This window comes from Infirmifilum tikiterense (genome assembly GCF_054696565.1).
This window is the reverse complement of record NZ_CP182482.1, coordinates 146,595-168,688: the sequence shown is the minus strand read 5'-3', so window position 1 is coordinate 168,688 and position 22,094 is coordinate 146,595. Positions and strand designations below refer to the sequence as shown.

The 22,094-nt window shown below is 55.7% G+C and carries 20 protein-coding genes; 15 read left to right on the top strand and 5 right to left on the bottom strand.

Translation table 11 applies throughout. The features are described 5' to 3' along the window. Positions 1–7: 7 nt before the first annotated feature. Positions 8–1,318, bottom strand: coding sequence for a hypothetical protein (locus ACNO7C_RS00970; protein ID WP_460025166.1), 1,311 nt, complete (start codon positions 1,316–1,318; stop codon positions 8–10). Beyond that, the gene (locus ACNO7C_RS00965; protein WP_460025165.1) at positions 1,315–2,280 is read right to left on the bottom strand and encodes a TackOD1 domain-containing metal-binding protein; all 966 of its coding nucleotides are present in this window, start codon (positions 2,278–2,280) and stop codon (positions 1,315–1,317) included. The genes ACNO7C_RS00970 and ACNO7C_RS00965 overlap by 4 nt, the downstream gene beginning before the upstream one ends. A 110-nt stretch (positions 2,281–2,390) precedes the next feature. Between ACNO7C_RS00965 and ACNO7C_RS00960 the strand changes: the two genes are divergently transcribed. The 8 genes from ACNO7C_RS00960 (at position 2,391) to ACNO7C_RS00925 (ending at position 11,833) form a co-directional block, all read left to right on the top strand. After that, positions 2,391–3,923 carry a type II/IV secretion system ATPase subunit gene (locus ACNO7C_RS00960; protein WP_460025164.1) on the top strand — a complete coding sequence of 511 codons (1,533 nt, stop codon included), beginning with the start codon at positions 2,391–2,393 and terminating at the stop codon, positions 3,921–3,923. Beyond that, positions 3,920–4,777, top strand: coding sequence for a type II secretion system F family protein (locus ACNO7C_RS00955; RefSeq protein ID WP_460025163.1), 858 nt, complete (start codon positions 3,920–3,922; stop codon positions 4,775–4,777). The genes ACNO7C_RS00960 and ACNO7C_RS00955 overlap by 4 nt, the downstream gene beginning before the upstream one ends. Before the next feature lie 3 nt (positions 4,778–4,780). Beyond that, positions 4,781–5,695 (top strand): type II secretion system F family protein, encoded by a 915-nt coding sequence (locus ACNO7C_RS00950; RefSeq protein ID WP_460025162.1) that lies wholly within the window; start codon positions 4,781–4,783, stop codon positions 5,693–5,695. Between the two features lie 239 nt (positions 5,696–5,934). Then, positions 5,935–8,688: a PEGA domain-containing protein gene (locus tag ACNO7C_RS00945; protein WP_460025161.1), complete on the top strand. Its 2,754-nt coding sequence runs from the start codon at positions 5,935–5,937 to the stop codon at positions 8,686–8,688. A gap of 186 nt (positions 8,689–8,874) precedes the next feature. Next, positions 8,875–10,074: an aconitase X catalytic domain-containing protein gene (locus ACNO7C_RS00940; RefSeq protein ID WP_460025160.1), complete on the top strand. Its 1,200-nt coding sequence runs from the start codon at positions 8,875–8,877 to the stop codon at positions 10,072–10,074. Next, positions 10,071–10,478, top strand: coding sequence for an aconitase X swivel domain-containing protein (locus ACNO7C_RS00935; protein ID WP_460025159.1), 408 nt, complete (start codon positions 10,071–10,073; stop codon positions 10,476–10,478). Before ACNO7C_RS00940 ends, ACNO7C_RS00935 begins: the two co-directional genes overlap by 4 nt. Further along, complete coding sequence (gene udg, locus ACNO7C_RS00930; RefSeq protein WP_460025158.1) at positions 10,453–11,106, top strand: type-4 uracil-DNA glycosylase; 654 nt, start codon at positions 10,453–10,455, stop codon at positions 11,104–11,106. The genes ACNO7C_RS00935 and udg overlap by 26 nt, the downstream gene beginning before the upstream one ends. Before the next feature lie 112 nt (positions 11,107–11,218). Next, positions 11,219–11,833 (top strand): hypothetical protein, encoded by a 615-nt coding sequence (locus tag ACNO7C_RS00925; protein WP_460025157.1) that lies wholly within the window; start codon positions 11,219–11,221, stop codon positions 11,831–11,833. On the opposite strand, the gene ACNO7C_RS00920 is transcribed toward ACNO7C_RS00925, so the two are convergent. Then, the gene (locus tag ACNO7C_RS00920; protein WP_460025156.1) at positions 11,823–12,098 is read right to left on the bottom strand and encodes a hypothetical protein; all 276 of its coding nucleotides are present in this window, start codon (positions 12,096–12,098) and stop codon (positions 11,823–11,825) included. The two genes, ACNO7C_RS00925 and ACNO7C_RS00920, sit on opposite strands and share 11 nt — an antisense overlap. A gap of 62 nt (positions 12,099–12,160) precedes the next feature. Between ACNO7C_RS00920 and ACNO7C_RS00915 the strand changes: the two genes are divergently transcribed. Genes ACNO7C_RS00915 through ACNO7C_RS00905 form a run of 3 tightly spaced genes read left to right on the top strand, consistent with a single transcriptional unit; the run spans position 12,161 to position 14,832 of the window. After that, positions 12,161–12,571, top strand: a complete 411-nt coding sequence (locus ACNO7C_RS00915; RefSeq protein ID WP_318536610.1) for a hypothetical protein — start codon at positions 12,161–12,163, stop codon at positions 12,569–12,571. Positions 12,572–12,607: 36 nt separating this feature from the next. Beyond that, a complete protein-coding gene (locus ACNO7C_RS00910) occupies positions 12,608–13,264 on the top strand; it encodes a hypothetical protein (RefSeq protein WP_460025155.1) in 657 nt (218 codons plus the stop codon). Between the two features lie 56 nt (positions 13,265–13,320). Beyond that, on the top strand, positions 13,321–14,832 hold the full coding sequence (locus ACNO7C_RS00905) for a hypothetical protein (protein ID WP_460025154.1): 1,512 nt from the start codon (positions 13,321–13,323) through the stop codon (positions 14,830–14,832). On the opposite strand, the gene ACNO7C_RS00900 is transcribed toward ACNO7C_RS00905, so the two are convergent. Together ACNO7C_RS00900 and lysS are read right to left on the bottom strand one after the other, a co-directional pair. Continuing rightward, positions 14,833–15,159 carry a hypothetical protein gene (locus tag ACNO7C_RS00900; protein WP_460025153.1) on the bottom strand — a complete coding sequence of 109 codons (327 nt, stop codon included), beginning with the start codon at positions 15,157–15,159 and terminating at the stop codon, positions 14,833–14,835. It abuts the gene before it with no gap. A gap of 21 nt (positions 15,160–15,180) precedes the next feature. Continuing rightward, the gene (gene lysS, locus ACNO7C_RS00895; RefSeq protein ID WP_460025152.1) at positions 15,181–16,815 is read right to left on the bottom strand and encodes a lysine--tRNA ligase; all 1,635 of its coding nucleotides are present in this window, start codon (positions 16,813–16,815) and stop codon (positions 15,181–15,183) included. Between the two features lie 309 nt (positions 16,816–17,124). Here lysS and ACNO7C_RS00890 point away from each other — a divergent pair, with 309 nt between their 5' ends. From ACNO7C_RS00890 to ACNO7C_RS00875, 4 genes are all read left to right on the top strand, one after another. Beyond that, the gene (locus ACNO7C_RS00890; protein WP_460025151.1) at positions 17,125–19,044 is read left to right on the top strand and encodes a hypothetical protein; all 1,920 of its coding nucleotides are present in this window, start codon (positions 17,125–17,127) and stop codon (positions 19,042–19,044) included. Beyond that, positions 19,028–19,372 carry a hypothetical protein gene (locus ACNO7C_RS00885; RefSeq protein WP_460025150.1) on the top strand — a complete coding sequence of 115 codons (345 nt, stop codon included), beginning with the start codon at positions 19,028–19,030 and terminating at the stop codon, positions 19,370–19,372. The genes ACNO7C_RS00890 and ACNO7C_RS00885 overlap by 17 nt, the downstream gene beginning before the upstream one ends. Positions 19,373–20,498: 1,126 nt before the next feature. Continuing rightward, a complete protein-coding gene (locus tag ACNO7C_RS00880) occupies positions 20,499–21,563 on the top strand; it encodes a hypothetical protein (protein ID WP_460025149.1) in 1,065 nt (354 codons plus the stop codon). 39 nt (positions 21,564–21,602) lie between these two features. Beyond that, positions 21,603–21,965, top strand: a complete 363-nt coding sequence (locus ACNO7C_RS00875) for a zinc ribbon domain-containing protein (RefSeq protein WP_460025148.1) — start codon at positions 21,603–21,605, stop codon at positions 21,963–21,965. The last annotated feature ends 129 nt before the right edge of the window (positions 21,966–22,094 follow it).

Below are 22,094 nucleotides of genomic sequence, written 5' to 3'. Positions count from 1 at the left end.
ACCTTTTTTACCGGATTTGTTCGATAAGTGGCGGAATGAGATTGTAAAGAGTTGCAAGAGCAACCTTCACGTTTTCAGCGCGGTACATCGCCTCGTAGTAGGCCTCGTAGAGAGACCTCTCGATGAACCAAGGAACCACTAGCCTAAAGATGTCCGTCTGCGACGACCCGGGCAGAAGCCTTTTGTCCACACTTCTCCGGTAGGCCTCCACGAGCCTCTCACTCACCTCACGCGACCACTCGCGCGCGAGCCGGACGCGAGGGTCGCTACCTCTAACGATTAAATTGAATGTTTCCTCACGATCTAGCCGCAAGCTACTCGACAGGGCGAAGAAGGCAATGTAAGAGACTCCTCTCAGCATTGAAGCTATATCGCGCACAGCTGGCTCAAGGTCCCGTTGAAACTCCGGCGGCCTGCCAGGCTCCCCCTCAAAGTCCACGAGGAAGAACCTATCCTTCTGCATCAGCATCTGGGAGAAGTGCAGGTCACCGTGCGTTCTAATGATCTTGCGTCCCAGCATTCCTCGATAACCATCTTCAACGAGGCGCTCAAAATCTCCTGTGAGCCAGTTACTCCACCCGAGCTCGCGGAGTCTCTGTCGGTAAGTGTTTACTCGCCGCGCCCATTTCTCAATATCGCGCGGCCCCGCTTCACGAGGGTAGCACCACTCTTCCCGGCACTCGAGCATTCTGTTGTGGAAAGAGGAGACGGTTGCGGCTACGCGCTCAAGCAAGTCCGCCGGGATCTCGCAATCCCCGCCAAGCGTGCTGATAAGGGAATTGTAGAGTACTGAGCCGGGGTCGATGCCCCCCTCGATGTACCGGGTCATAACGCCAAGCGGCTGGTCGCCGACAAAGTAGGAGAGGATGAGCTGGGGTGCAATACCCGTATCGCTCAAGTACTCCAGGAACGCCGGCTCGGGGTTGAAGCGCGAAGCCAACCTGTACCCCTTGAGAACGAATCTCTCGCCGCTCTCGGAAGACACAAGCGCGTGCGGGTTTGTAGCGTCCTCCGCTATCGAGCCGCGCACCCTTAAGGCTTGGCCTAGCACGCGTCCTTTGACTTTGATGGAATCGCAGTTGATTATTTTCTCTAGGAACTCTGGGCAGTACTCTGCTTCACAGTATCGCTCCCCGTTGTAGATAGCGCTATTCCTTGGAGAGCACGCGCACTTTTCGAGCGGTAGTACGTAGTTCACACCACCTATGCTAAACTCTAGGATATGCACGCCGTTGCACGCCGCCACATGGCGAGGATCAACGCGTACTGGCTCCTTTGCTCGTAACCATCTCTTATTCTCAAGGAGGAGCAAGCTCACTTCAGCCTCTCCCTAAGCTTCCTCATAGCCTCCTCGCTGCTTTCTCCACTTATAACCTCTACGTGCTCCGGCTTCCTCGAGAGGTCAGTAGGCACCCTTACGCCGACGATCAGGTGCTTCTCGCCTGTGTCCAGGGTTTTCCCGTAAGTGCTCAGCACTTCCTCACACACCTTCGCGGGGTCAGCGTCACGGGGGTAGACTGTGTAAACCACGAACCTCTGCGAGCCCTTCTCCAATAGCATCGGAACCCTCTTCTTCAAACCACTGAGGCTCGTTACTTCAGCATCAATATGCACCTTGTATCCCTGCGACGCCGCGGCGTCTGCAATCTTCCTGCTGAGGATCTGCCCGTAGATCTCCGCTAAGACGGTCCTCTCGACGGAGTACCTGTACACCTCCCTGTAAACGGCCTCCTTATGGTCGAAAACGGCGCCGCAGGAAAGGCACTCAAGGGAGGCTGAGGGAACGTTGAACGTGAGGCCGCAGCTCCTGCACCTGTAGGTTACGCCGATTATGACCCAATCTCTCCCCTGAGCGCCTAGGGGCCTTGAGCACTTGGGGCACAGCCTGTTCCCCCTCGTGTCCTTTGGGGCGCCCTCCAGTACGCCGATATAACCACACGGTACATGGCTGAAAAGAGTGTTTCTCTCAACGTCCTGGGACCCGCAGCTGGGGCAGCTGTACCTCACCTTAAAGCCCGTGTGACCACACTTCGGGCAGAAGACAAGCCTATCGGCCACAAGCGGCTTCAAAATGCCCCTTTTAACTGCCTCCTCGAGGAGAACGTCCTGGGACAACCCGTACTTCTCTGCGATCCTGGAGCAGGGGCTAGTACCAGCTGAGTTCGAAAGAACCTCACTGACCCCGCTTTCGAAGAGGCAAACTACCAGCTCCTGAAGAGCGCCCGCTAGGGACTTAAGGTACACCGCCTCGCTGCGCTGAAGCGCCCCAGGCCCGGCCACGATGACACCTAATATACAATGTGAAAATACAGCTATTATACTTTTACCTTTAATTAATCACGGCACTACGTTTTTAACTGAACTCATCGACTTACACAGAGGATTAATTCATGTGCGCGCAACTTATCAACACCCGAGTGGACGGGGGTGAGATTCTACTCGAGTTCTACGAGATAGCTCCTCCCTACGCATATGCTCTCATCGTCAGGAAGCGCGACGGGGCGCTCGAGTACCGGTTAGTGGAGCCCCCTCTTACACCCGAGGATGTCAGGGTTCTCGAGAGAATAAAGAGGAACCTTCTGGTATCATCGACCGAACGGTATGACCAGGCGCTCAGGAAGCTGACAAGTGATCCCGAGTCCTTTCTCGAAGAGGAGGTAAAACGCGTTATAAAGCAATATAAAATAAGCGTCTCGAGCGAGTCGCTCGACAAGTACCTCTACTACATTAAGCGGGACACTATAGGCTACAGTCGCATAGACGCGCTTTTAAAAGACAAGGAGATAGAGGATATCTCTTGCGATGGCGTTGGCGTCCCCGTGTACGTGTGGCACAAGCGCTACGAGTCAATTCCAACGAACGTGGTGTTTGAGGATCGGGAGGAGCTGGCGAGCCTGCTTTTAAAGCTGACCTACAGAGCCGGCAAGCAGGTCTCCGTCGCTCAACCCATCGTCGAGGGCACTCTGCCCATGGGATACCGTCTCCACGTAACCCTAGACGAGGTTTCGAGACGCAGAGGAACATTCACGATCAGGAAGTTCCGCGAGGTCCCCTTCTCCCTAGTAGACCTCGTGAAGCTCGGAACCATTTCACCGAACCTTGCAGCCTACCTCTGGTACCTGATCGAGAATAACAGGAGCTTGATGGTGGTCGGCGCTACCGCGGGCGGGAAGATCACGACGCTCAACGCCGTGGCAACTTTCATTAGGCCCGAAGCTAAGGTTGTGACTATCGAAGACACCCCCGAGCTACGCCTCCCCCACGAGAACTGGGTCCCGCTTGTAACCAGGCCCAGCTACGAGGAGTGGGTCAGGAACGTCGGCCTCTTCGACCTCCTCAAAAGCGCTATGAGGATGAGGCCAGATTACATAATTATCGGCGAGGTCCGCGGAGAGGAGGCATTTACGCTTTTCCAGGCTATAGCGACCGGTCACGCTGGGATGTGCACCCTCCACGCGGAGAACATCGATTACGCTGTGAAGAGGCTGATCTCGCCCCCCATGAACGTCCCTATTTTCCTGTTACCCATGATGAACGTCGTCATACTTGTGAGAAGGCTGAAGATAGGCGAGAGGATCGTCAGGCGTGTTGTTAGCGTACAGGAGTTGCTGGGGGTAGACGAGGAGGGGAAAACAGTTGTTTCACGCGAGGTCTTCAGGGTTAACCCGGTGCTGGACAGGATCGAGCAGGTAGCGGAGAGCGAGCACATTAGAAGAATAGCGGAGGAAAAGTTCACGACCCTGAGCGAGGTCCAGGAGGAGCTGGAGAGAAGAGTATCCGTAATAGAGTACATGGCTAAGGCTGGTATGACTTCATACGAGCAGATAAGCCGGGTTGTTAGGGATTACTACAGAAACCCGGAGGTGACCTACCGGCTCCTGATGGACGGCTACTACGCGAGGGAAGAGGTTAAGCAAGGGTGAGTCCCCTGTCGCTTGAAGCCTTTACGGCTAGATTCCTGCAAATAGCGGAGCCTTTTAGGAGGTACTACGAGAGAGCGGGCTTCAGCATCTCCTTTGAAGCGTATGTTGAAAGCATCGTGAAAGCCCTTGTCCTAGCGGCTGCCTCAACGTTCTCGGTCCTCCTGTTCGTCCACTCCTACATCTTTAAAATCGCCCCGGTTTTCGCCGTGTCAGCCTCTCTCACCCTCACTTTAGCGGTTCTACTCATCTTCACGGGATTTATGCTGTACTACCCTGTCTACAGGGCATACTCAAGGCGCGTAAGCATCGAGAAAGACCTCCCGTTTACGGTGGCATACATGGCGTCGCTAGCGTCCTCAGGCATGGGTCTTGAAAGGCTCCTGGAGAGGGTTGCGGTCTATGAGACGAATAAGGAGCTACGCAGAGAGTTTTTCCTGGTGTTGAGGGACATCAAGGCTCTAGGCCTCGACACTGTCACTGCTCTAGCCAGGCTGTCAGCCCGATCACCGAGCGCAGCCCTCTCGTCCTTCGCTCTCGCCCTGAGAGAAGCATACATGACTAGCGGCGATTTGAAGAGCGTGCTGATGCACTACGCGAAGCTGATGCTGGACGAGAAAACCCAAAGGCTACGCAACCTCGTAAACACTCTGTCCATGCTTGCAGAGGTGTACACAACGATGATGGTTGCCGCGCCGCTAATGTTCATAACCATGTTGATCGTGATGAACATCCTCGGCGGGGGCGTCCTCGTCCTCTCTCCAGACATCCTGATCCTCGTGCTGACTTTCATAGTCATCCCGTTTTCTGCTGTTGGCATTTACGTGGCTATAGATGGACTGATGTCGCGGGTGTAGGCCATGCCTTACTTCATGCTCAACTCTAGGCGCACGGCGGTCCTACTATCCCTCGGGCTCGCGCTGGCCGTAATTCCGGTTGCGTATGTACTAGTGGGGCTACGCTACGAGCTTCTTTCGAGCTTGAAGCTGGTAGGCGGTGCACTGATAGTGGTGACGTCTACGCGCGTCAACGTGCTGTTGCTCACCGCACTGATCCTGGTCTTTCTCCCCTACGCTATTGTGGACACCCTTAACAGGATGTACGTATCGAGGATAACGAGCATACTCCCGCACTTCTTCAAGTCCGTAGCGGAAGCCGTGAGGTCTGGTTTAACGCTACACGAGGCCCTGCGGTCGGTCGCGGAGACGGTCCCAGGCCCGCTCAGCTCCGAGATCAAGAAGGCGCTCGTAGAGGTAGAGCTGGGAGAGCCCCTAAACGTTGCTCTTAGAAGGATACCTGTGAGGGTCAGAGACTTAAACGTTAAGAAAGCTGTGACCATACTGGTAACGGCTAACGAAAGCGGTGGCAGGGTAATCGACGTTCTCGAGTCTGCCGCCAACATCTTCGCGGCTTTAAAAACCTACGAGGATGAGAAGTCCACCACGATAAACCCACATGCGATAACGGTTTACATATCAACGATAATTTACCTCGTCTTAGCGCTGACGATACTCTACGTGTTCGTGATACCCCTAGGCGCGCTGCAGAGAACAGGAGGCTTCTTCGGGGCCCTCGACCCACCACTCTACGAGACCATAATGCTGTACTCCGGTGCGATAACAGCCCTGTCCGGAGGGTTAATTGTAGGCAAGATGAAGCACGGAAGGGCTTCTGCGGGGTTAATCCACTCGGCTGTGCAACTCTTAATCGTTTCGTCCGGTTTTCTTCTCGCAGAAATGTACCTAACCCCCCTCACCATCGTAGGTTCACCGTGATACCGTTCTCTTGCATCAAGTAGCTGGTTGCTCTAAGCTAGCGGTTTAGTGTTTCCCCGTTGCGAGGATCACCCGACTCTCTTATGATCGGCTTATCAATCATTTATCGCCGTACCTGATGGGCATAGGAGTAGGGTTGAACGTGAGGGTGAAAGAGAGTATGTCGTAAAAGCAAAGGGATGTATGTAGCCTGAAAGATATCGTTTTTAAGGTCGAAGGTGAAAAGAAGGAAGAGCTGGATGATCGCGAAAAGGATCCTGAGCCTTCCTCTAGTTTTTCTCATTGCACTATCCAGCCTCTTGCTGATTGCTGATTCAGAGCACTGGTCTTCGTCGAGGGTCTCGTTTGACCAGTTTAACATACTCTCAGTTGCGGTAAGCCAGGATGGCAGTTTTGTAGCCGTGGCTTACGGAGACAACAGGTACTACCAGCGCTTTGTCGACGTTTACGCGTCGAATCTATCGCTGGTTTACAGGCTCCAGCTCAACAGCTTCTCCGACGTATCCCCCATATTTCTGGATAACTCGACATTAGTGGTAACCGAGTTCGTGAAAAACGCCGAGGTTCCTTACTCTTACGTCCACCTCGTCGACATCATTAGGAAAATACATCTTCAGTCCCCTAGAGTTCCCGGCACCGATCTGAGCGGCGTTAGGAAAGCCGTTGTAGCAGGGTCAACACTGTACATACTGACGGGCAAGTACCTAGTGGGATTTACTCTGGACCTGAGCCGTAGAACGTACCTGAAACCCTTCGTTAACACTGGTTTACAGGTGCTGCCGCTGGGTGACAGCGTGGTCGTGCTGTCTGTAGAGACGTTGTGCCACATTTGCCTCATGCAAAACGAGAAAGTAATCACTCTACTTACGCCGCGAGGTGAGAACTCCTACACGATCTGTCATGCCCTCTCGCTGGTAAGGCTACCCACAGGCAACCTGGGCATCGTCTACGACAACTCGACCGTTGAGGAAATCACACTATCAGGAGCAGGCATCAAGCCACTTAGAAAACTCAAACTACCTTTACCGCTACAGGGGGTTTCCGAGCCTAGCTACAGGCTCCTGTACTCGCTCGCCCTCAACGGCCTGGAGGTGAGGCTCTCCGTATACAGCTTCGCGGATAGGGCTCTAAGGGAGCTTCAGATTCCGTTGCCCTACTCGAAGGGCGATCAGATCGGTTTAAGGGTGTACGATGACGGAACCTATCTCGCGTGGGACAACGATATCGTCGTGTTGGGTAACCTCAGCGGGATAACGGGTATCATTGACGCTGGATTCGCGGTCAGAGATGCTCACTACACTAACGGGAAGTTATACGTTGTAGGCGGTAAGAATCTGGAGATTTTTCAAAGAGCCCCAGCGAGTAACAACTACACTTTGACCTTTGAGGTGGTCCCCGAGCAAGGAGGGAGTATAGGCAATCTCACCGTGATCGTGAACGGTGCAACGGTAGGCAGTTTTGCAGGCCGCTTCAACCTGACTTTGCCCAGCGGATTCTACAACGTCACCATCACAGCTCCAGGATACGTGGCTGTAACAGTCCCGGTGAACCTAACCAGCAACGCGAGGTACACGGTAGTACTGCAAAGGGTGAAGTACCCCCTCATCGTCTACGCGTCATCGACGACCGGTGGCCAGCCTGAGATTATCGTCTACAGAGGGAATGCGAGCCTGGCTCGTGGCATAGGATACCTCGAAGTGCTACTTCCCGAGGGTAATTACACCGTAGTCGTATCCTACGGCAACTTTACTCAAACCAGAGCCGTCAGCCTCCGTGGCAGAACAGAGATAAGAATCATGGTAAACAGCACCTACACTCAGCAGGGCCTCGATGCCCCAGGACCTAACACCCCGCTCGAGGGAAATTCCAGCATTACGGCCGTCGTGTACGGAGAGGAGACGTGCCCCGACTGCAGGCAGACAAGAGAGCTGCTCAGCAGAGCTGTAGATCGCTTGGTCTTCAAGGATATCTCCAACCAAACGTTCCTCGCGGAGTACAACTACCTGTACCAGCTTGCCCTAAGAGAGTTTCCCAGGGTAGTCCCCCTGACGCTCGTGTTTAAGGGAGAACGGTTGCTGGCTGTCGTTGTTGGTCCCCAGGACGAGGCAAGCTGGATCAAAATCCTGAGCTTAAACCCGGCCAACGCCACGTTAATAGTCACCTACCAGGGTGAGTGGGTGTACCGCACAATCAACTCAACCGAAGTGTACAGAATTGCCCTGCAGGGGGCTCTATCTCCAAGCCCCACTCCAACAACAAAGGCAAGCGAGCTTCTGCCTACGATCCTAGCCTTAGCGGCTGCGGACTCCATTAACCCCTGCACTTTCATGGTGTTCGCGGCTTTGGTCATGGCCGTCTTGGGGATTAGTGGGAGAAGGAAGGCCGTGTCGGCCTCCGTCGCGTTCATTTCGGCGGTGTACGTCTGCTATCTGCTTTTAGGACTGGGGTTGATAAGGTTCATGTCTCTCTTCAGCTGGCTGAAGTACTTTGTTGCTGTGGTTACAGTGGCGGCAGGTGCTTACGCAGTGGTTCAGTCGACTTTCACGTGGCAGGAGGGCTGCAGAGACGGGTATGCGGGGCAGAAAGCCTATTTCTCCAACATTCGCCGATACTTCGACCTTATCTCCCACAAACTCAACAGCGCGTCGCATCTATTTCTCACAAGGGCTCAGAAGGGTAGCGTCGCCGCCGCGTTTCTCGCCGGAGCCGCTGTGAGCTTTACCCTTCTGCCCTGCAGTAGCGGACCATACATCGTAGCTACCTACATGCTCGCAGGCGAGAGCCCTGCGGTCGCACTCCTCCTTCTGCTGCTTTACAACCTCGTCTTCGTTCTACCTCTCATTGCGATAGCGGCGGGCACGATCATCGGCGGGAGGCTACTATTAATGGTCGATGCAGTCACAGTGCATTTGAATGCTTTGCGGAGGTGGACCGAGCTTGTACTCGGTCTGCTCCTGATCTCTTTGGGAATTTATTTAGTGCTTTTCCGCTGAAACGAGCTCTTCCCTTTCCTAATCTCTCGCGGTGAATGAGCCCTGGGGCCGTTTTTCACTTGGCAACGGCGGAGTTAAGTCTTTTCACGGCGCCAGACTTCACTCCCATCGCGGCTAGGTTGGTAGCTGAGCTCCTGCTGGCGACACTTTTAAAGGGAACTGATAAGGGCCTAGAAAGAGGGAGACGTGTACCTGGAGCCTGAAGAGGAGAAGATTCTGGACGGTGAGTTCGGGCAGGGTAAGGCCCTTGCGCTTAAGGCGGTTGTTAAGGTGGGTGAGGCGCTGGGGGCTGAGCGCCTGGTTAGGATCAAGCACGCCCACGTGTCGGGGGTTTCCTACAAGAACATCGGGGACGAGGGGTTGGAATTCCTCGAGGAGCTTGCTCGGAGTGGCGCGCGGGTAAGCGTCCCGGCGACGATGAACCCGGGTGGTTTTGACACGGCGCTTTGGCCGTACATGAGAGTTTCTGCCGATTTCATCGAGAAGCAGAACAGAATAATCAAGGCTCTATCCGAGATCGGCGTTAGGCCCACTCTCACCTGCACCCCGTACCTGTACGAAAAGGTGAGCTACGGGGATCACATAGCGTGGTCTGAGAGCAACGCGGTGCTCTACGCCAACAGCGTTATCGGGGCTAGGACAAACAGGGACGGGGGCCCGCTCGCCCTCCTCGAGGCCATATCTGGGAGAGCCCCCCTTGCTGGCCTCCACCTGGAGTCGAACAGGAGACCCCAGCTCATAATAGACTTCGGAGAAGTGGGATCGCTTGTAGCTGAGAGGGGGCTCTACCACGTTGCAGGCCTCGTAGTGGGCAGGACTGCTGGCGACAGGGTGCCGCTGGTCAGGGGCTTACCGCTAAGGCGGGAGAACGTGCCAGAGATAAAGTTGTTTTTGGCGGCTGTTGGAGCAGCGGGCGGGACGGGGCTCGTTCTGATCGAAGGCATCTCCCCTGAGCGCTACGAGGCGCGTGACTTGGAGAGAGTGCCTGTGGATGCGAAGTCTTTGTATGAGACTCTCGAAGAGTACCAGGGGGGCCTCACCGAAAGTGCGGTGGTGGTGCTTGGCTGCCCCCACTTATCTCTCGAAGAAGTTATGGATGTAGTTAGCTTCTTCTCTGATAGAGGGCCGGCAAGGCGAAGAGTAATACTCTACACAAGCAGAGAAGTGTATGAGGCGATCAGCGGGCACGTTGAGAAGCTCAGGGCAAAGAACCTGTACGTTTTCGCGGATACATGCATGGTTGTTTCACCCCTCTCCATGTACGCGGGGAGAGAGGTTGTGACGGACTCAGGTAAGGCGGCCTTCTACCTGAAGGCGCAAGGCTATAAGGTCGTTCTGAAGTCCCGAAGAGAAGCGCTGGAGTACGCTGCAGGTGGCGGCGAGTGAGAGTTGTGGGGCGTCCCGTTTCGGAGGGAGTAGGGAGAGGCGAGGTGCTGGTATCAAAGGAGCCTCTAACCTTCTTCGGCGGTGTCGATCCGGCAACCTCTGAGGTCATCGAGCCCTCACACCCTCTCAAGGGGGTGAAGCTTGCTGGCAAGGTGCTTGTTTTCCCTCACTCGAAGGGTAGCACGGTTGGCTCCTACATCCTGCTCAGGTTAGCCAAGCGCGGCCTAGCTCCAGCAGGCATCGTCACGGTTAAGCCCGACGAAGTTGTGATAATAGGGTGCATAATAGCTGGCATCCCGTCCATGACCGGCATAAGTGAGGAGGCTCTGGGCGAGATACCCTCGGGAGCGCTAGGAGAACTGCGCGTGGGGCGAGACCATGCAGAGCTCAGAATCAACGAGTGAGTGTGCTAGAGTACGCGAGGAGCTCAAAAGAGTAGCTGAAGAGATAAGAAAGTGCTCGCGCTGCCCCCTTTCCACCACCAGGATTAACGCTGTACCCGGTGAAGGCGACCCGTGCAGCCGCATCGTCTTTATCGGTGAGGCTCCGGGCTCTAACGAAGACCAGCAAGGCCGGCCCTTCGTCGGCTCTGCAGGCCAGCTCCTAAACTCCCTACTCCACTCGATCGGCGTGCCACGAGAAAGTGTCTTCATAACCAACGTCGTGAAGTGCAGACCTCCAGCAAACCGGGATCCCCGCGATGAGGAAATACAGGCCTGCCTACCTTACCTCGTCAGGCAGCTGGAGCTCATAAAGCCGCGCCTAATAGTAACCCTTGGCAGGCACAGCACGAGAACGCTCCTAAGCTTGTACGGATACAGGGCTGAATCCATAATGTCCGTAAGGGGGAAAGTCTTCAAGGCTGAATCGAAGTGGGGACAGCTAACAATCTACCCGACGTTGCACCCTGCTGCGGCTCTCTATAACCCACGCCTAAAAGCACTACTTGAAGAGGACTTCCAGCGCATTTCAACGCTGATTAAATCTCAGGCAAGCCAAGGTCAGAGCTCGCTAGACATGTTCTTCCGTTAAAGAATAGCGTTAGCTTTCTCACCTATATTCTGTTTCCTGAGGGCATCGCTGCCCATATGTTCACGGGAATAAAGGATAGGAAAATATATGGCGTTGTAGCGTGTAAAAAATCGTGTCTCTTACTCCTCGGGAAAGAGCAAGAAAGAGGGCCAAGCTTTTAAAGGAAGTGATAGAAGACCTGGACGCTATACGTGCTTTACGGCTTTTTAACCCCTCAAGAGCTTTGCGCAACCTGTCGGAGCTCGGCTTGGAGGGAGATCTGTGGAAGGAGCTCTGTGAAGCGCTTACAAGAATAGCCTTGATCCCGTCACGGGATAAATCCTACCCAAGGCTCAAGAGAATAGACTCTATCTCCGACGCAATGTTCATAGCATCTTTCGCCTCCATGGTAGGCGCCTTAATCCTGGTCCTGCTCAACTACGAGCCTTTAGTATCGTACTTCGCGCTTCTTCTCTCCCTGATAGCGCTGAACATCTCATACCTGCTTAAGTTCTACGTCAGCGTCAAGCTAAGGGGCATCTACCTGTCTAATTCCAGCACCGTGAAGGCTCACGGCGAGCTCCTTAAGAGAGCGACAGATAGCCTAATTTCACGGCTCAGGGGCGAGCTGAAAAAAGCCGGTATCGACGCGCGGCAGGTTAAGTTCAACTTATACAACAGCGACTACTCCGGCCTGGTCGTTGTTGAGGCGAAAAGAGGAGTATACAAAATGAGGCTTAGGGAGTAGTTCCGAGCTTCCGATAGCAATCGATGCAAAGCAGAGCTGGACCTCGCTCAACGCTACAGTCCTCGCATACGAGTCTGCCGCACCGCGCGCAGTAGCCTACCGCGAGCTTCCTGCCGCAGACCTCGCACATTGTCTCCTCGCATGTGACGCATATACCCTTATCCCACCTAAAGTGCTCCCGGCAAACTCTCCTACCACAAACCCTGCACTTGTAAAGCTCTACGTTTTCCTTCCCGCAGATCTCGCACTTCCCAAGATACTCCACGCCTATCGCCTCGCACAAACTTTTTAATAATTTCTGTTTAAGAGCGAAGTTGGTGGTTTTTATTGCCGGTGAAACTGGACCAGGCCGATAAGAGGCTTCTCTACCTACTTTACTCTTACGGGAAAGCGGTATCCAGGCGGAGGCTCCACGAGCTGGCATTCAGGCTTCAGAAAGATTACGGAGTTGACCTAGGCTTCGAGTTTTCAGGACAACCACCGTTCTCCAAGGAGCTCGACGAAAAGGTTCAAAGCTTAGCTGAGAGGGGGTTGCTTAAAGTCGTGTACTCCGTGGGCCGCAGCTACCTTAACCTATACAAGCCGTACTACAAGCTCACCGAGAAGGGTGCACGCGTAATCGAGAAGACGGAGTTCTCGAAGACGGACAAGGAGCTTATAGAGAAAATGGTAAACGAAATCCGAGCTTCGAGATCCAGCGAGCGTTTAGCGACCACGGGGCCCATGGATCAGCAATAGCAATTTATCCATGTACGCGTACCTCTGAACAGAGGTATGTCTGATCCTGAATCAGGAGACGAAGTAGAGATAGTGGAGGTCGGAGAAGGGGACATTGCGGTCCTGCTTGCCGCTCTACGCAGACTCAACAACGGTGTTTACGCCTTAAAGGTAACGGTCGATTTCCTGAACTCCCGCGTTGGTGCGCTTCTCGACAACATAAAGGATTTGGAGAAATCTCTAGAAAGCCATCTGGAGGGCTTCAGGAGCGAAAGGGAGAAATTCTCGAACGAGAGTAAAAGAACGCTTGACGAGCTGAGACAAGAGTCCCAGAACATGACTAGAGAAATCAAGCTCTCAATGGACGTTTTCCTTGAAAGGCTTTCTCAAGAGATGGAGAAGCTATACAACTCCATCCAAGGCGTAAATGCGGATGTGAACACTATTCTCTCGCAGTTAAAGGAAGTTGAGCTCGTGATGACAGACACAACGACATCGATAAAGGCGGAATCCAGCACGCTCCGGGCTAAGTACCAAGACACCGAAGCTCTTCTAAGCGATCTCGCGCAACGGGTAAGCAGGCTTGAAGAGACGCTACTCGCCGCACTCAGCGAGCTCCGGATATCTAACCAGGATCTCTCACTCAGGATGCTTAACATTGAGAAACGCCTCTCAGAGTTAGCTCGATCTGAAGATGGCGCAACAGAGGGGTGAATGACAAGCGATACTAAATTATAGCACAGATCCACTAGTGTAGGTGGGGTGTCGGTGTGTCTTTTCTGCGCAAAGCAAAAGAAAAGGAGGCCCGAGAGGAAGACGTAGTCGCCCAGCTACAGGTTGCTCTTTCAAGCATCGACCGTAAACTCTCTGCACTGCCGGAGACGTTACAGGAACCTTTGAGAACAAATCTGAGAACTCTTCAAGCGCAACTTCAGGCATCTCTTGAGGAGTTACGTGGGATGATCGCAGACACCGTGGAGATGATTCAGAAGCAGCACTTAGCGCTAGAGACTTTGCCTGAAATCCGGAGGAACCTGAGCGCGCTGGAAGAGCTTAAATCTTCGCTTGGAGTGATTCTAGACAATGTAGAAGCGATACTTAGTACACTGCAAAAAAACGAGCTAAGCCTCTCTAGCATTCCATCCATCAAGTCTCAACTAGATGAATTATCTGCTAAGCTAAATGAATTATCTACTAAGACGTCGGGTCTAGAGGAGCTAAAGAAAATTGTGGATGAGCTCCGTGGGATCTCGGAGACTCACAATTTATTGCGAGACTCCCTAGACAACATGGCTAAGCTCATCGAGGGTTTCAGCACAACGTTCGAGAACGCCGAGGCCCTAGTCAAGACCCTGACCGAGGAAACTCAAAAGTACACAAAGCTGGTCGACGAGTACGCTCAGCTGTCGGCCAAGGCAGAGAGCTTGTCAAGGCAGGTCAAAGAGCTGGAAGAGCTACGTGCGGCTCTAGAGCAGAAGGAAAAAGACCTGCTTGAGCGCGAGCGGGCTTTAACCCCCCTCTTTGAGCAATTGACCAAGGCAGTGTCGAGGATCCCGGAGGTAGGTGAGCTGGTCAAGTATATAGAGTTCCTTAGGCAAAAGGAGGCGGAGCTAAATACCAAGCAGGTAGAGATCGAGAGGAGAGAAGCGGAGCTCAAGGCCTTTGCCACTAAAGTTGCGGGCGAGAGTGATGAGCTGAGGAAATTAAGGCTTGAGCTGGCGGAGCTTGAGAAGAAGCTCAAGGCTTGGGAAGAGGATCTGATGAAGCGGGAGAAGAGCTACGCGGAGAAAATGGAGGAGCTCGCTAGGATTGAGCGTGAGCTCTCAGAGAAGGAGCGCCGCGTCAGCGCTTTGATGAGCAGGTACGAGGAGCTGTCCAAGCAGGTCGCCGAGAAAGAAGCCCAGCTCAAAAAGCTCAGCGAGGAAGTAGCGGCTAAAGAGCGCCTGATCAAGGAGGAGCTAGAACCGTACCGCGAGAAGCTGATGAAGGAGCAGGAGAGGCTCATCGAGTGGGAGAAGCGCCTCCTCGACAAGGAGAGGGAGCTGGTAGGCTACCAGCGCATGGTTGCGTCAAAGGAAAGTGCCCTAATAGAGCTGAGGGAACGGCTTGAGGCCAGGAAACTCGAACTTGACTCACGCGAGAAAGCCCTAGAGGAAAAGCTGAAGCGGCTGTCCGAGCTCGAGGCCAAGGTACAGCAGCTGGAGCGCGAAAACGCGGCACTGAGGGAGGAGATAAGGAAGCGGGACGAAGAAATCCAGAACCTGAAAAAGCTACTGGGCTAGCTACGCTCCTTTAAGGAAGTATACGAGGAGCACGAGTAGCGCGAACATAGCCGATAGTAGGATGGAGAAGATGTTCACCCCCTCAATAACCTTGAACGGTAGCTTGGACCCCCACTCTGGCTCTTCGTCTCTAGCCATCGTGAGTCCGATTACTGCGGCCAGCACTGCTACTGCAGCCAGGATCAGCGATCCTATAGCGTAAATGAGGGGCGAGCTGTGAGGGTTTACGTTAAACCCCTCGGTGATCACGAATATCCCGGCGTTAAGGAAGAGCGGGACGAATGTCACGATTATGAGCAGCGTGCTAGGCTTCGTCTTCTCCCCCATGTAGTCTGACCAGCCGGACGTTTACACCACCTCAGTCAACGAATAAGCTTCGGCTAACCTCCTAATCACGAAGTCTTTATTAAGCATAGCGAGGTAGGGGGCGATTCTTGGCCCACTACTTCTGCCGAAGAACAGCAGGTAAAGTGCCTGAAAGAATCTTCTCTCCTCCTCCTTGTCCTTCTTAAGCAACATCATGGCATTTTTAATGGCCTCCTCATCCCACCGCTCTAGGGCCTCCAGGGAGGCTGAGAGGTCTCTCAAAAGCCCCGCTACACGCTCATCCAGAACTTTAGCCAACTCCTCCATCGGTGGCTTCTCCACAATAGATATCCTGTAGTGCTCCGGAGCGTAAAGCTCGAGCCACCTCTTAGCCAGCGCAATCCTGGTCTTCACTCTCTCAAGCTCCCAGGGCTCCAACTCACGCGTGAGCTGCTTGGTTTCTCGAAGCCTCTCAACAACCTCGTTTACATCCTCTCCCCTGCTCGGGAGAACCTGCGAGAGTATCATCGCGTTCATGTAGCGTAGCTGGAACGGGGGGCTTGGGTAGGGTTTTCCGAGCAAAGCCAGTTCGTAGCTCTTTGATGCGTCTTCGTCCCCTTCTTCCAACCCGTAGAACACGCGCTCCGCCTTGTCGAAGGCGTCGTAATAGCTTGGAATCTCCTCTAGGCTCAGGACAACCCGTCTCATGGGCGGTGTGAGGAGGTAGAGGAACCTCAGAACCTCTGGTTCAGCGACCTCAACCCACTGCCTCGGGGAAAAGCCTATGAAGTCGCTCGAACCCATGTCTCCTACGTCTCTTCCTCCAACCCTGTACCCAACCCACTCGTATGCCAGGCCTACGGGCGGCTTGAACCCGTACACGTTAGTAGCAAGGTCGTTGCAACTGTCCCTTGAGCCACCAGGGGTGGCGTGGTCTTTCCCGTAAGGCTCGAACATGACTCCAAGGGAGTACCACACTCCCACCCACTCGACTCTCCAGTTGAGCTTCCCGGCGCTGAGGCTCTGCCAGCCTTCATGCCCGCAGTTCTTGCACACGTATCGAACCCGGAAATTGACAGGATCCACTTCAAGGGCTTCCGTCGTATCAATGCGGCCGCACCGCTCGCAGATGGGCTGGAAGGGGATAGCATCTGCGCTGAGCTTCTTTTCCCCCCTATACTTATTGATTGTGCTGATAACCTTCTCGCGTAGACTTGTCATAGATAAGAGCACGAACTCCCGCATCTTCTCGTTCCTCTCGTAAAGGTCTTTCGTCGTGACGACCTCGACTTTCTCCGCGAACCTCTCAAGGTAGGAGCCGAAGTCCTCCCAGTAGTGATCAACCCAGCTCGAGTGGCATCCGTGAGGGTCTGGGACCCTATACAGCGGCCACCCTATGTATCCACGCGCCTCCTCGACGTCCTTAAACTGCCTCAGCTGCCCTTCTTTACCCTTCCACGCATCTACAGTATATAGAGTCAGAAGGTGTTTTGTCTCCTTGCCGCTTTTCTTAGCAAGTCTCAGAACGGTATCGACTATTGTTATCTCTCCCCTAAGCCTACCCACATGCTGTAGACCCGAAACCGATAGACCACCGTTCCCGACTATCAGATCGCTGTCAGCATACTCTGATACAACACGCTTCGCCACGGACTCCAGCCAGTGGGCACCGCTCATGGGATCACTAACGGAGAAAAAGTGGCGAGTTATAAACATGGTGCGTTAAAGCATGTGCTCTCTAGTTGACAAGTTACGATCTCTCCTCAACTCAGCTTCGAGACTGGCACCACCCCCTCCTGTGTACCCCCTCGGGCACCCAGAAGAATGGATTTCGGCGATGCTCCAGGAGCTAAAGATTACATACGCCTGAGCCCCGGCGCAGGGATGAATGCGCCATGAAGCTGGCTTGGCGGTCGAAGGAAAAGCTTAGGCGAGAAGGAGGTAGGCGCACGTTACTTTCAAATTAGTGTGGGCCGTGGGGAACGTATGTCTTGCATGCGCACTGCACTACTCTTTGCCCTCTCCTTACTGCTAATTGTGGCTACTTTAAAAGCTCTTCCAGTCCTCTACATAAACTACGCTGAAGTACTCGAGTGGAATGGAAACTCGTGGCGAAGTACCTACATGTCCTTCAGCGGCGAGACACTCAGTTTCACGACAAGCGGAAAGATCGTTGTGGTGCGCAACGACCCCTCCTCCGGGAAGCAGCCCGTGGATGTTCAAGTCGACGGTTATAGCTACGTTCCACCCCCGGGTACCGGAGTGTTGTGGTACACAGTGGTCCTGCAGTTAGATGGCCTGCCGCACACTGTGAGCGTGCGTTACGCGGATACGCAGTCGAGAACACCAGTACTGGCGTTCTTTACTGTCCCAGGTGGGTCGACAACCAGGCCTATTAACATCACCGTGCCACGTGTCCCCGGCTTTGTGTCTTTAGGCATCAAGGCTGAGGTGATAATACTCGGAGGCAATACGAGTGGAATAATGGACAAGCCGTACTTCACCGTGAACTTGTCGACGATCACTGTCCAAGGTGAAACGCTGACAGTTCTTGAGGTCCTGGTGCCGTTCGAGAACGTGAGCCTCAAGGGGGGCTTTATAAGCGTTCGGTACTCTTACCTCTACGGTTTGCAGGGGCTCTTCGGCTTCAAGATCCCTCTTCCCCCCTACCCCGAGGAGTATGTCTTCGCCAGTAGCCCTGCTCCTATGAATGCCACGCAGGTCATCAACATTCTCAAAGGAAACCCTCTCAAGGTCATCCTCGCGGCGGTAAACTCATCCGAGGTAGAGTTCCCGAGGGTATCTTACAGCGTGAGCCTCGATGTGAAGCAGCCGAGTAGCCTGTGCGGAGCTACGGACCTCACCTACCGTGTGTTGGGGCAGTCGCTAAAGCTAGGCCCCTCTGGGCGAGCTGTAACCCTGAGCGGTGACAACACCACCTTGACGTTCAGATTCTTCGCTAGAGGAGTCTCGCTGGTGGACGTGGTGGTGACGACTCCCCCGCCCACGCTCTCGGTGTCACCGCCACTATATACGCTCGGCTTCACCCTCTACGATAAGACGGGCGGGCGCGTCCGTAACGCCTACTTCACAGTCTACTCAAGCGGGAGGGTCGTCACCGCGGGAGCAGTCAAGGACGGAGAGGGCCTGGTGTGCCCGTTACCTCCGGGGGAGTACATTATCGTGGCTTACCTGGCAAACAGCGTCATAGCTAAGACCAGCGTAAAAATGACTGGCGATGCTTACCTACCCATAATCACCAATACGACTGGTGTACAGGTGACATTGCTCCGCACTGGAAGCGGGGAACTGATAGAAAACTTCACGCTGTTCCTTCGAAGCGGCGCGGTGAACTACTCCGCTGAGGGTTTAAGTGGGAAGGCAAGGATCGAAGGGGTTCTCCCGGGCGTTTACACTTACGAGGTATACGTGTCTGGCGACAAGGTCTTCACAGGTGTGATTGAGGTGTCCGACTTGCAAAACACCTTCGTCCTCTCGATACCGGTGTACCGCCTGAGAGTGCAGTTAGTAGGAGCGCTCAACCAGCCTCTCAGCGGGTTTAAGGTCTCGCTGACAGGTGCGGGTGTAAGGAGAGAAGCGGTCACAGATAGCTCAGGGCGCGCAGACTTTGGCCTCATCCCTAGGGGCTCGTACAAGCTTGCTATCGGGGAACGCACGCTCAACCTGACCATTGAGTCTGACTCCTTCAAGCTCGTCGAGCTGGATGTGATCGCCTGCCTCTCCGGCCTCACGATAACGACAAGCCACGTGGAGTTCGCGCTCCTTATTCTCTTCATACTGTTCGTCGTGCTTGCCGTGAGGAGAGTAGCTAAAGGTTTTAAGAAAGAGTCACCACACATCGTTGAGGTCAACAGCGAGATCTGGGGGCGTGGCGAGGCGGCTTGAGCTGACCGGCCTCGCAAAGGCTCTGTGGCGCCTGAGGCAGCCGAAGCCCCTCAGCAGGGCCTTCGCCATGAGGAACACAAAGTACATAGCCTCCGCTTTGGAGAGGCTTCGCTCAGCCGGCTTCGTCAAAGAAGCTGCGGTCGGCGACACGCGCTACGTCTACCTCACCGAGAGGGCCTGCGGCCTCCTCGCCCTGCTCGGCTACAGCCTCGAGGAGGTGGTGTGCGGCGATACTGCCTTGAGGCTTATCCGGCGCGCAGCCGGAGCTAACCTCCGCCACAGCATGACGGTGGCGATGTGCGAGCATATCCTAGCCCTGCGGACGTAGCCTTAGGCGCGGAAGAAGCAGCCGCAGTTGCTTGCTGGAAAACCCCTGAAATCGCGATGGTTACTGTAACAGTGTTATACTTTCGGCGTAATCATCGGAACAAATATTAACCTCTTTGTCCAAGGTGGGTATGGAGGCCCGTTGCCGTAGGCATTGGCCGGTGAGCTGTGACCCGGCCAGGGAGGCGCGGGCTACACCGTGCTTCCCCGAGAAAACTGGCGCCCGTCAAAGGGGGAAGAGGGGCGTCTGCACTCTCGGGGAAAAGATAGTGGGACGGGGGGGGCAAAACAGCTCGAATCAAGTCAGAGGCCCCGGGCACCTAGGCTGCACCGCCTCCAGCGCGCTAGCGCTTAGGGGGGAGAGGCGGCGGAGCCAGAGGGCCGGGGCCGCCGAAAACCAACCCCCTTTTTTCTCCCTCTAAGCCCACCCTCTCACGCTCCTTCGGGACGTGGCGGGACTGGGCTTAGAGGGGGAGGCCGGGCCCCGCAAGGGGGCGGCGGGCTACGCCGGTGAGGCGCCGCGGCGAGCGGGGCTCGCGCGAGCCACCGGCCGCGACGCGGAGGCGTGAAGGTGCCGGCTTCGGCCCCCGCTCGGGCGAGCGGGGTGCTGGGCCGGTAGTGCCCGCCCGCAAGCCGGCTCGCCTGGGGGCCGAGGTCCCGGATCGCGCGACCGGGGATAAGGCTCCCCGGGGGAGGGGTTGGATTTCGGCGGCCCTCGGCTGCTCCCCGCCCCCTGGCAGCCGGCCCCCTGCCCTCGGGGGTGGACGGGCCGCAACCGCAACAAAAGCGCCGCCGGGCCTGGGCGGGCTCGGCGGGAGGGCCGCGTTGACGCCCCGCGCCTGGGGCCGCGCGCGGCAGGCCGGGGCTTCACAGCAAGTGAGACTGCGCTTGTGGACGCTGATGCTGACCGACGCGCCTAGCGCTCTGCAGGCTACTACACGCTGAGTTGCGAGCCGACTTGACTGCGTCAGTTGCCAGCAGGGCTCACAGGGTGTGAGACACCGCGCATCTCACCTCTGTGGGGGGCTGGGCTGTGCTGCGGCTCCCCCGCACCTCACGCCTCCGGGGGTGGGGGCGGACGGGGGCCGCGGCTAGAGGCCCGGCTCCCCAGTAAAAGGGGTGAGACTATGGGTGAGAAGGGTAAGGGGAGTAAAAACGGCAACAACGCCATTGACGCCTACAGGGTCTGGAGAGTTGAAACGAGCAGGGAGGTGAGGCTTCGGCTCCGGAGCCTCTACTTCAGCGTTGCCTCTGCGGTTGAGCGCGCCAGCGAGGAGCTCGAGAGTAAGTACGGCGACGCGTTCAGGAGGGAGCCGGAGAGGTTCGGCAGAGAGCTGATCGAGGAAGCCTCAAAGACGTCAGGGCTACCGAAGAACCTCTTCTGGTACGCCGTGGAGTGGCAGAGGATGCTCGCGGAGGCCAGGGGGAAGTCGAAGCTTCGCGTCAAGTTCACACCGCCGCCAGCGCCGCTACTCGTAAGGGTGGTCAGCGGCAACGACAGGCTTCATGGCACTGCTAACACAGCTGCAGTGCTCGACGCCTCCAGTGGCGAGCTGCGCGTCCCCAGCGCTGGCGTCGCATTGAGGCTGAAGCCATCATTAATCAGGACTGTGCTCGAGGACGTCCGGAGGTTCGGCGATGTGAAGCTGACGCTGCAGCTCACCGCGAGGGGCAGGCTTCGCCTCGTTGCGCACCGCGTGGCAAAGCAGGTGTGGTGGGACGGCAACAGCAGGCTCGCGGTTATTGCTGTGGACGTGAATAGCAACCACGGCCTCTACGTGGTGGCCTTCGTATTCGACAGCGACGCTAAGTTGCTGGCTCAGCGCATCTTTGGGCCACCCAATACCACCATGCTGAGGCTCCTCGCCGCTGTTATGCGTAGCTACTCCAAGGTTAAGTGCTGGAGTGAGGCCGTCCAGAGGTTCAAGCAAAGGAGAGACGTCGGGAGGCTACAAAGGGAAGGGAGGGGCTACGCGGTTGAGGAGGCGCTGAGGCTCGCTGAGAGGCTGAGATCAAAGATGAACCTGACGCCCGAGAGAGCAGAGCGCATAGCTAGTCAGACCCTCAGGAAGGTGAAGAAGCTTAACGAGGACTGGATCAGAGGCGTGCTCAGGGAGGTGAGGGCGCTGGTGAGAAAGCTACGGGATCAGGGCTACACAGTCGTACTCGTAGTGGACGTGCCTTGGGCCTAGTCCCTGAGGGGCTCACAGCTACAGAGGACGCTGCTCAGGGTGGCGGAGAGGCTGGAGAACCTAGCGCTCTACGAGGGGGCTAAGTGGTTCCAGCCGGAAAACAACGTCAGCGGGAAGCAGTGTCCACTGTGCGGAGCCTGGGGCGTGGAAGTGAGGAGGCGCTACTACCGTTGCCCAAAGTGCGGCTTGGAGTGGACCAGGGACTGGGCAGCGTGCTACAACGCCGCGAAGCTCTTCCTAAAGGCATGCAGGGCAGAAAGGCACCTCGAAACGCTACAGAGCTGGCTACAGAACCACCCGAGAGCCCCGACCCACGGCACTAGAGAAAGGCCAGCGGGCCCCGGCCCCAGTTCCCGGCACGGCCCCACGGCCGCCCGCCGGGTGCCGCGCGCGGCGCGATGAGGCGAAGAGGCGCCGAGGCAAGCCCCGCCGCACAGCCCCAAGCAAGCTGGCGGGGTTGGCCGAAGGCGCGGAGCCCATGAAAACCCTTAAAGGGGGCCCCGGATAAGTGAAGGGGTGGATGAGCCAGGC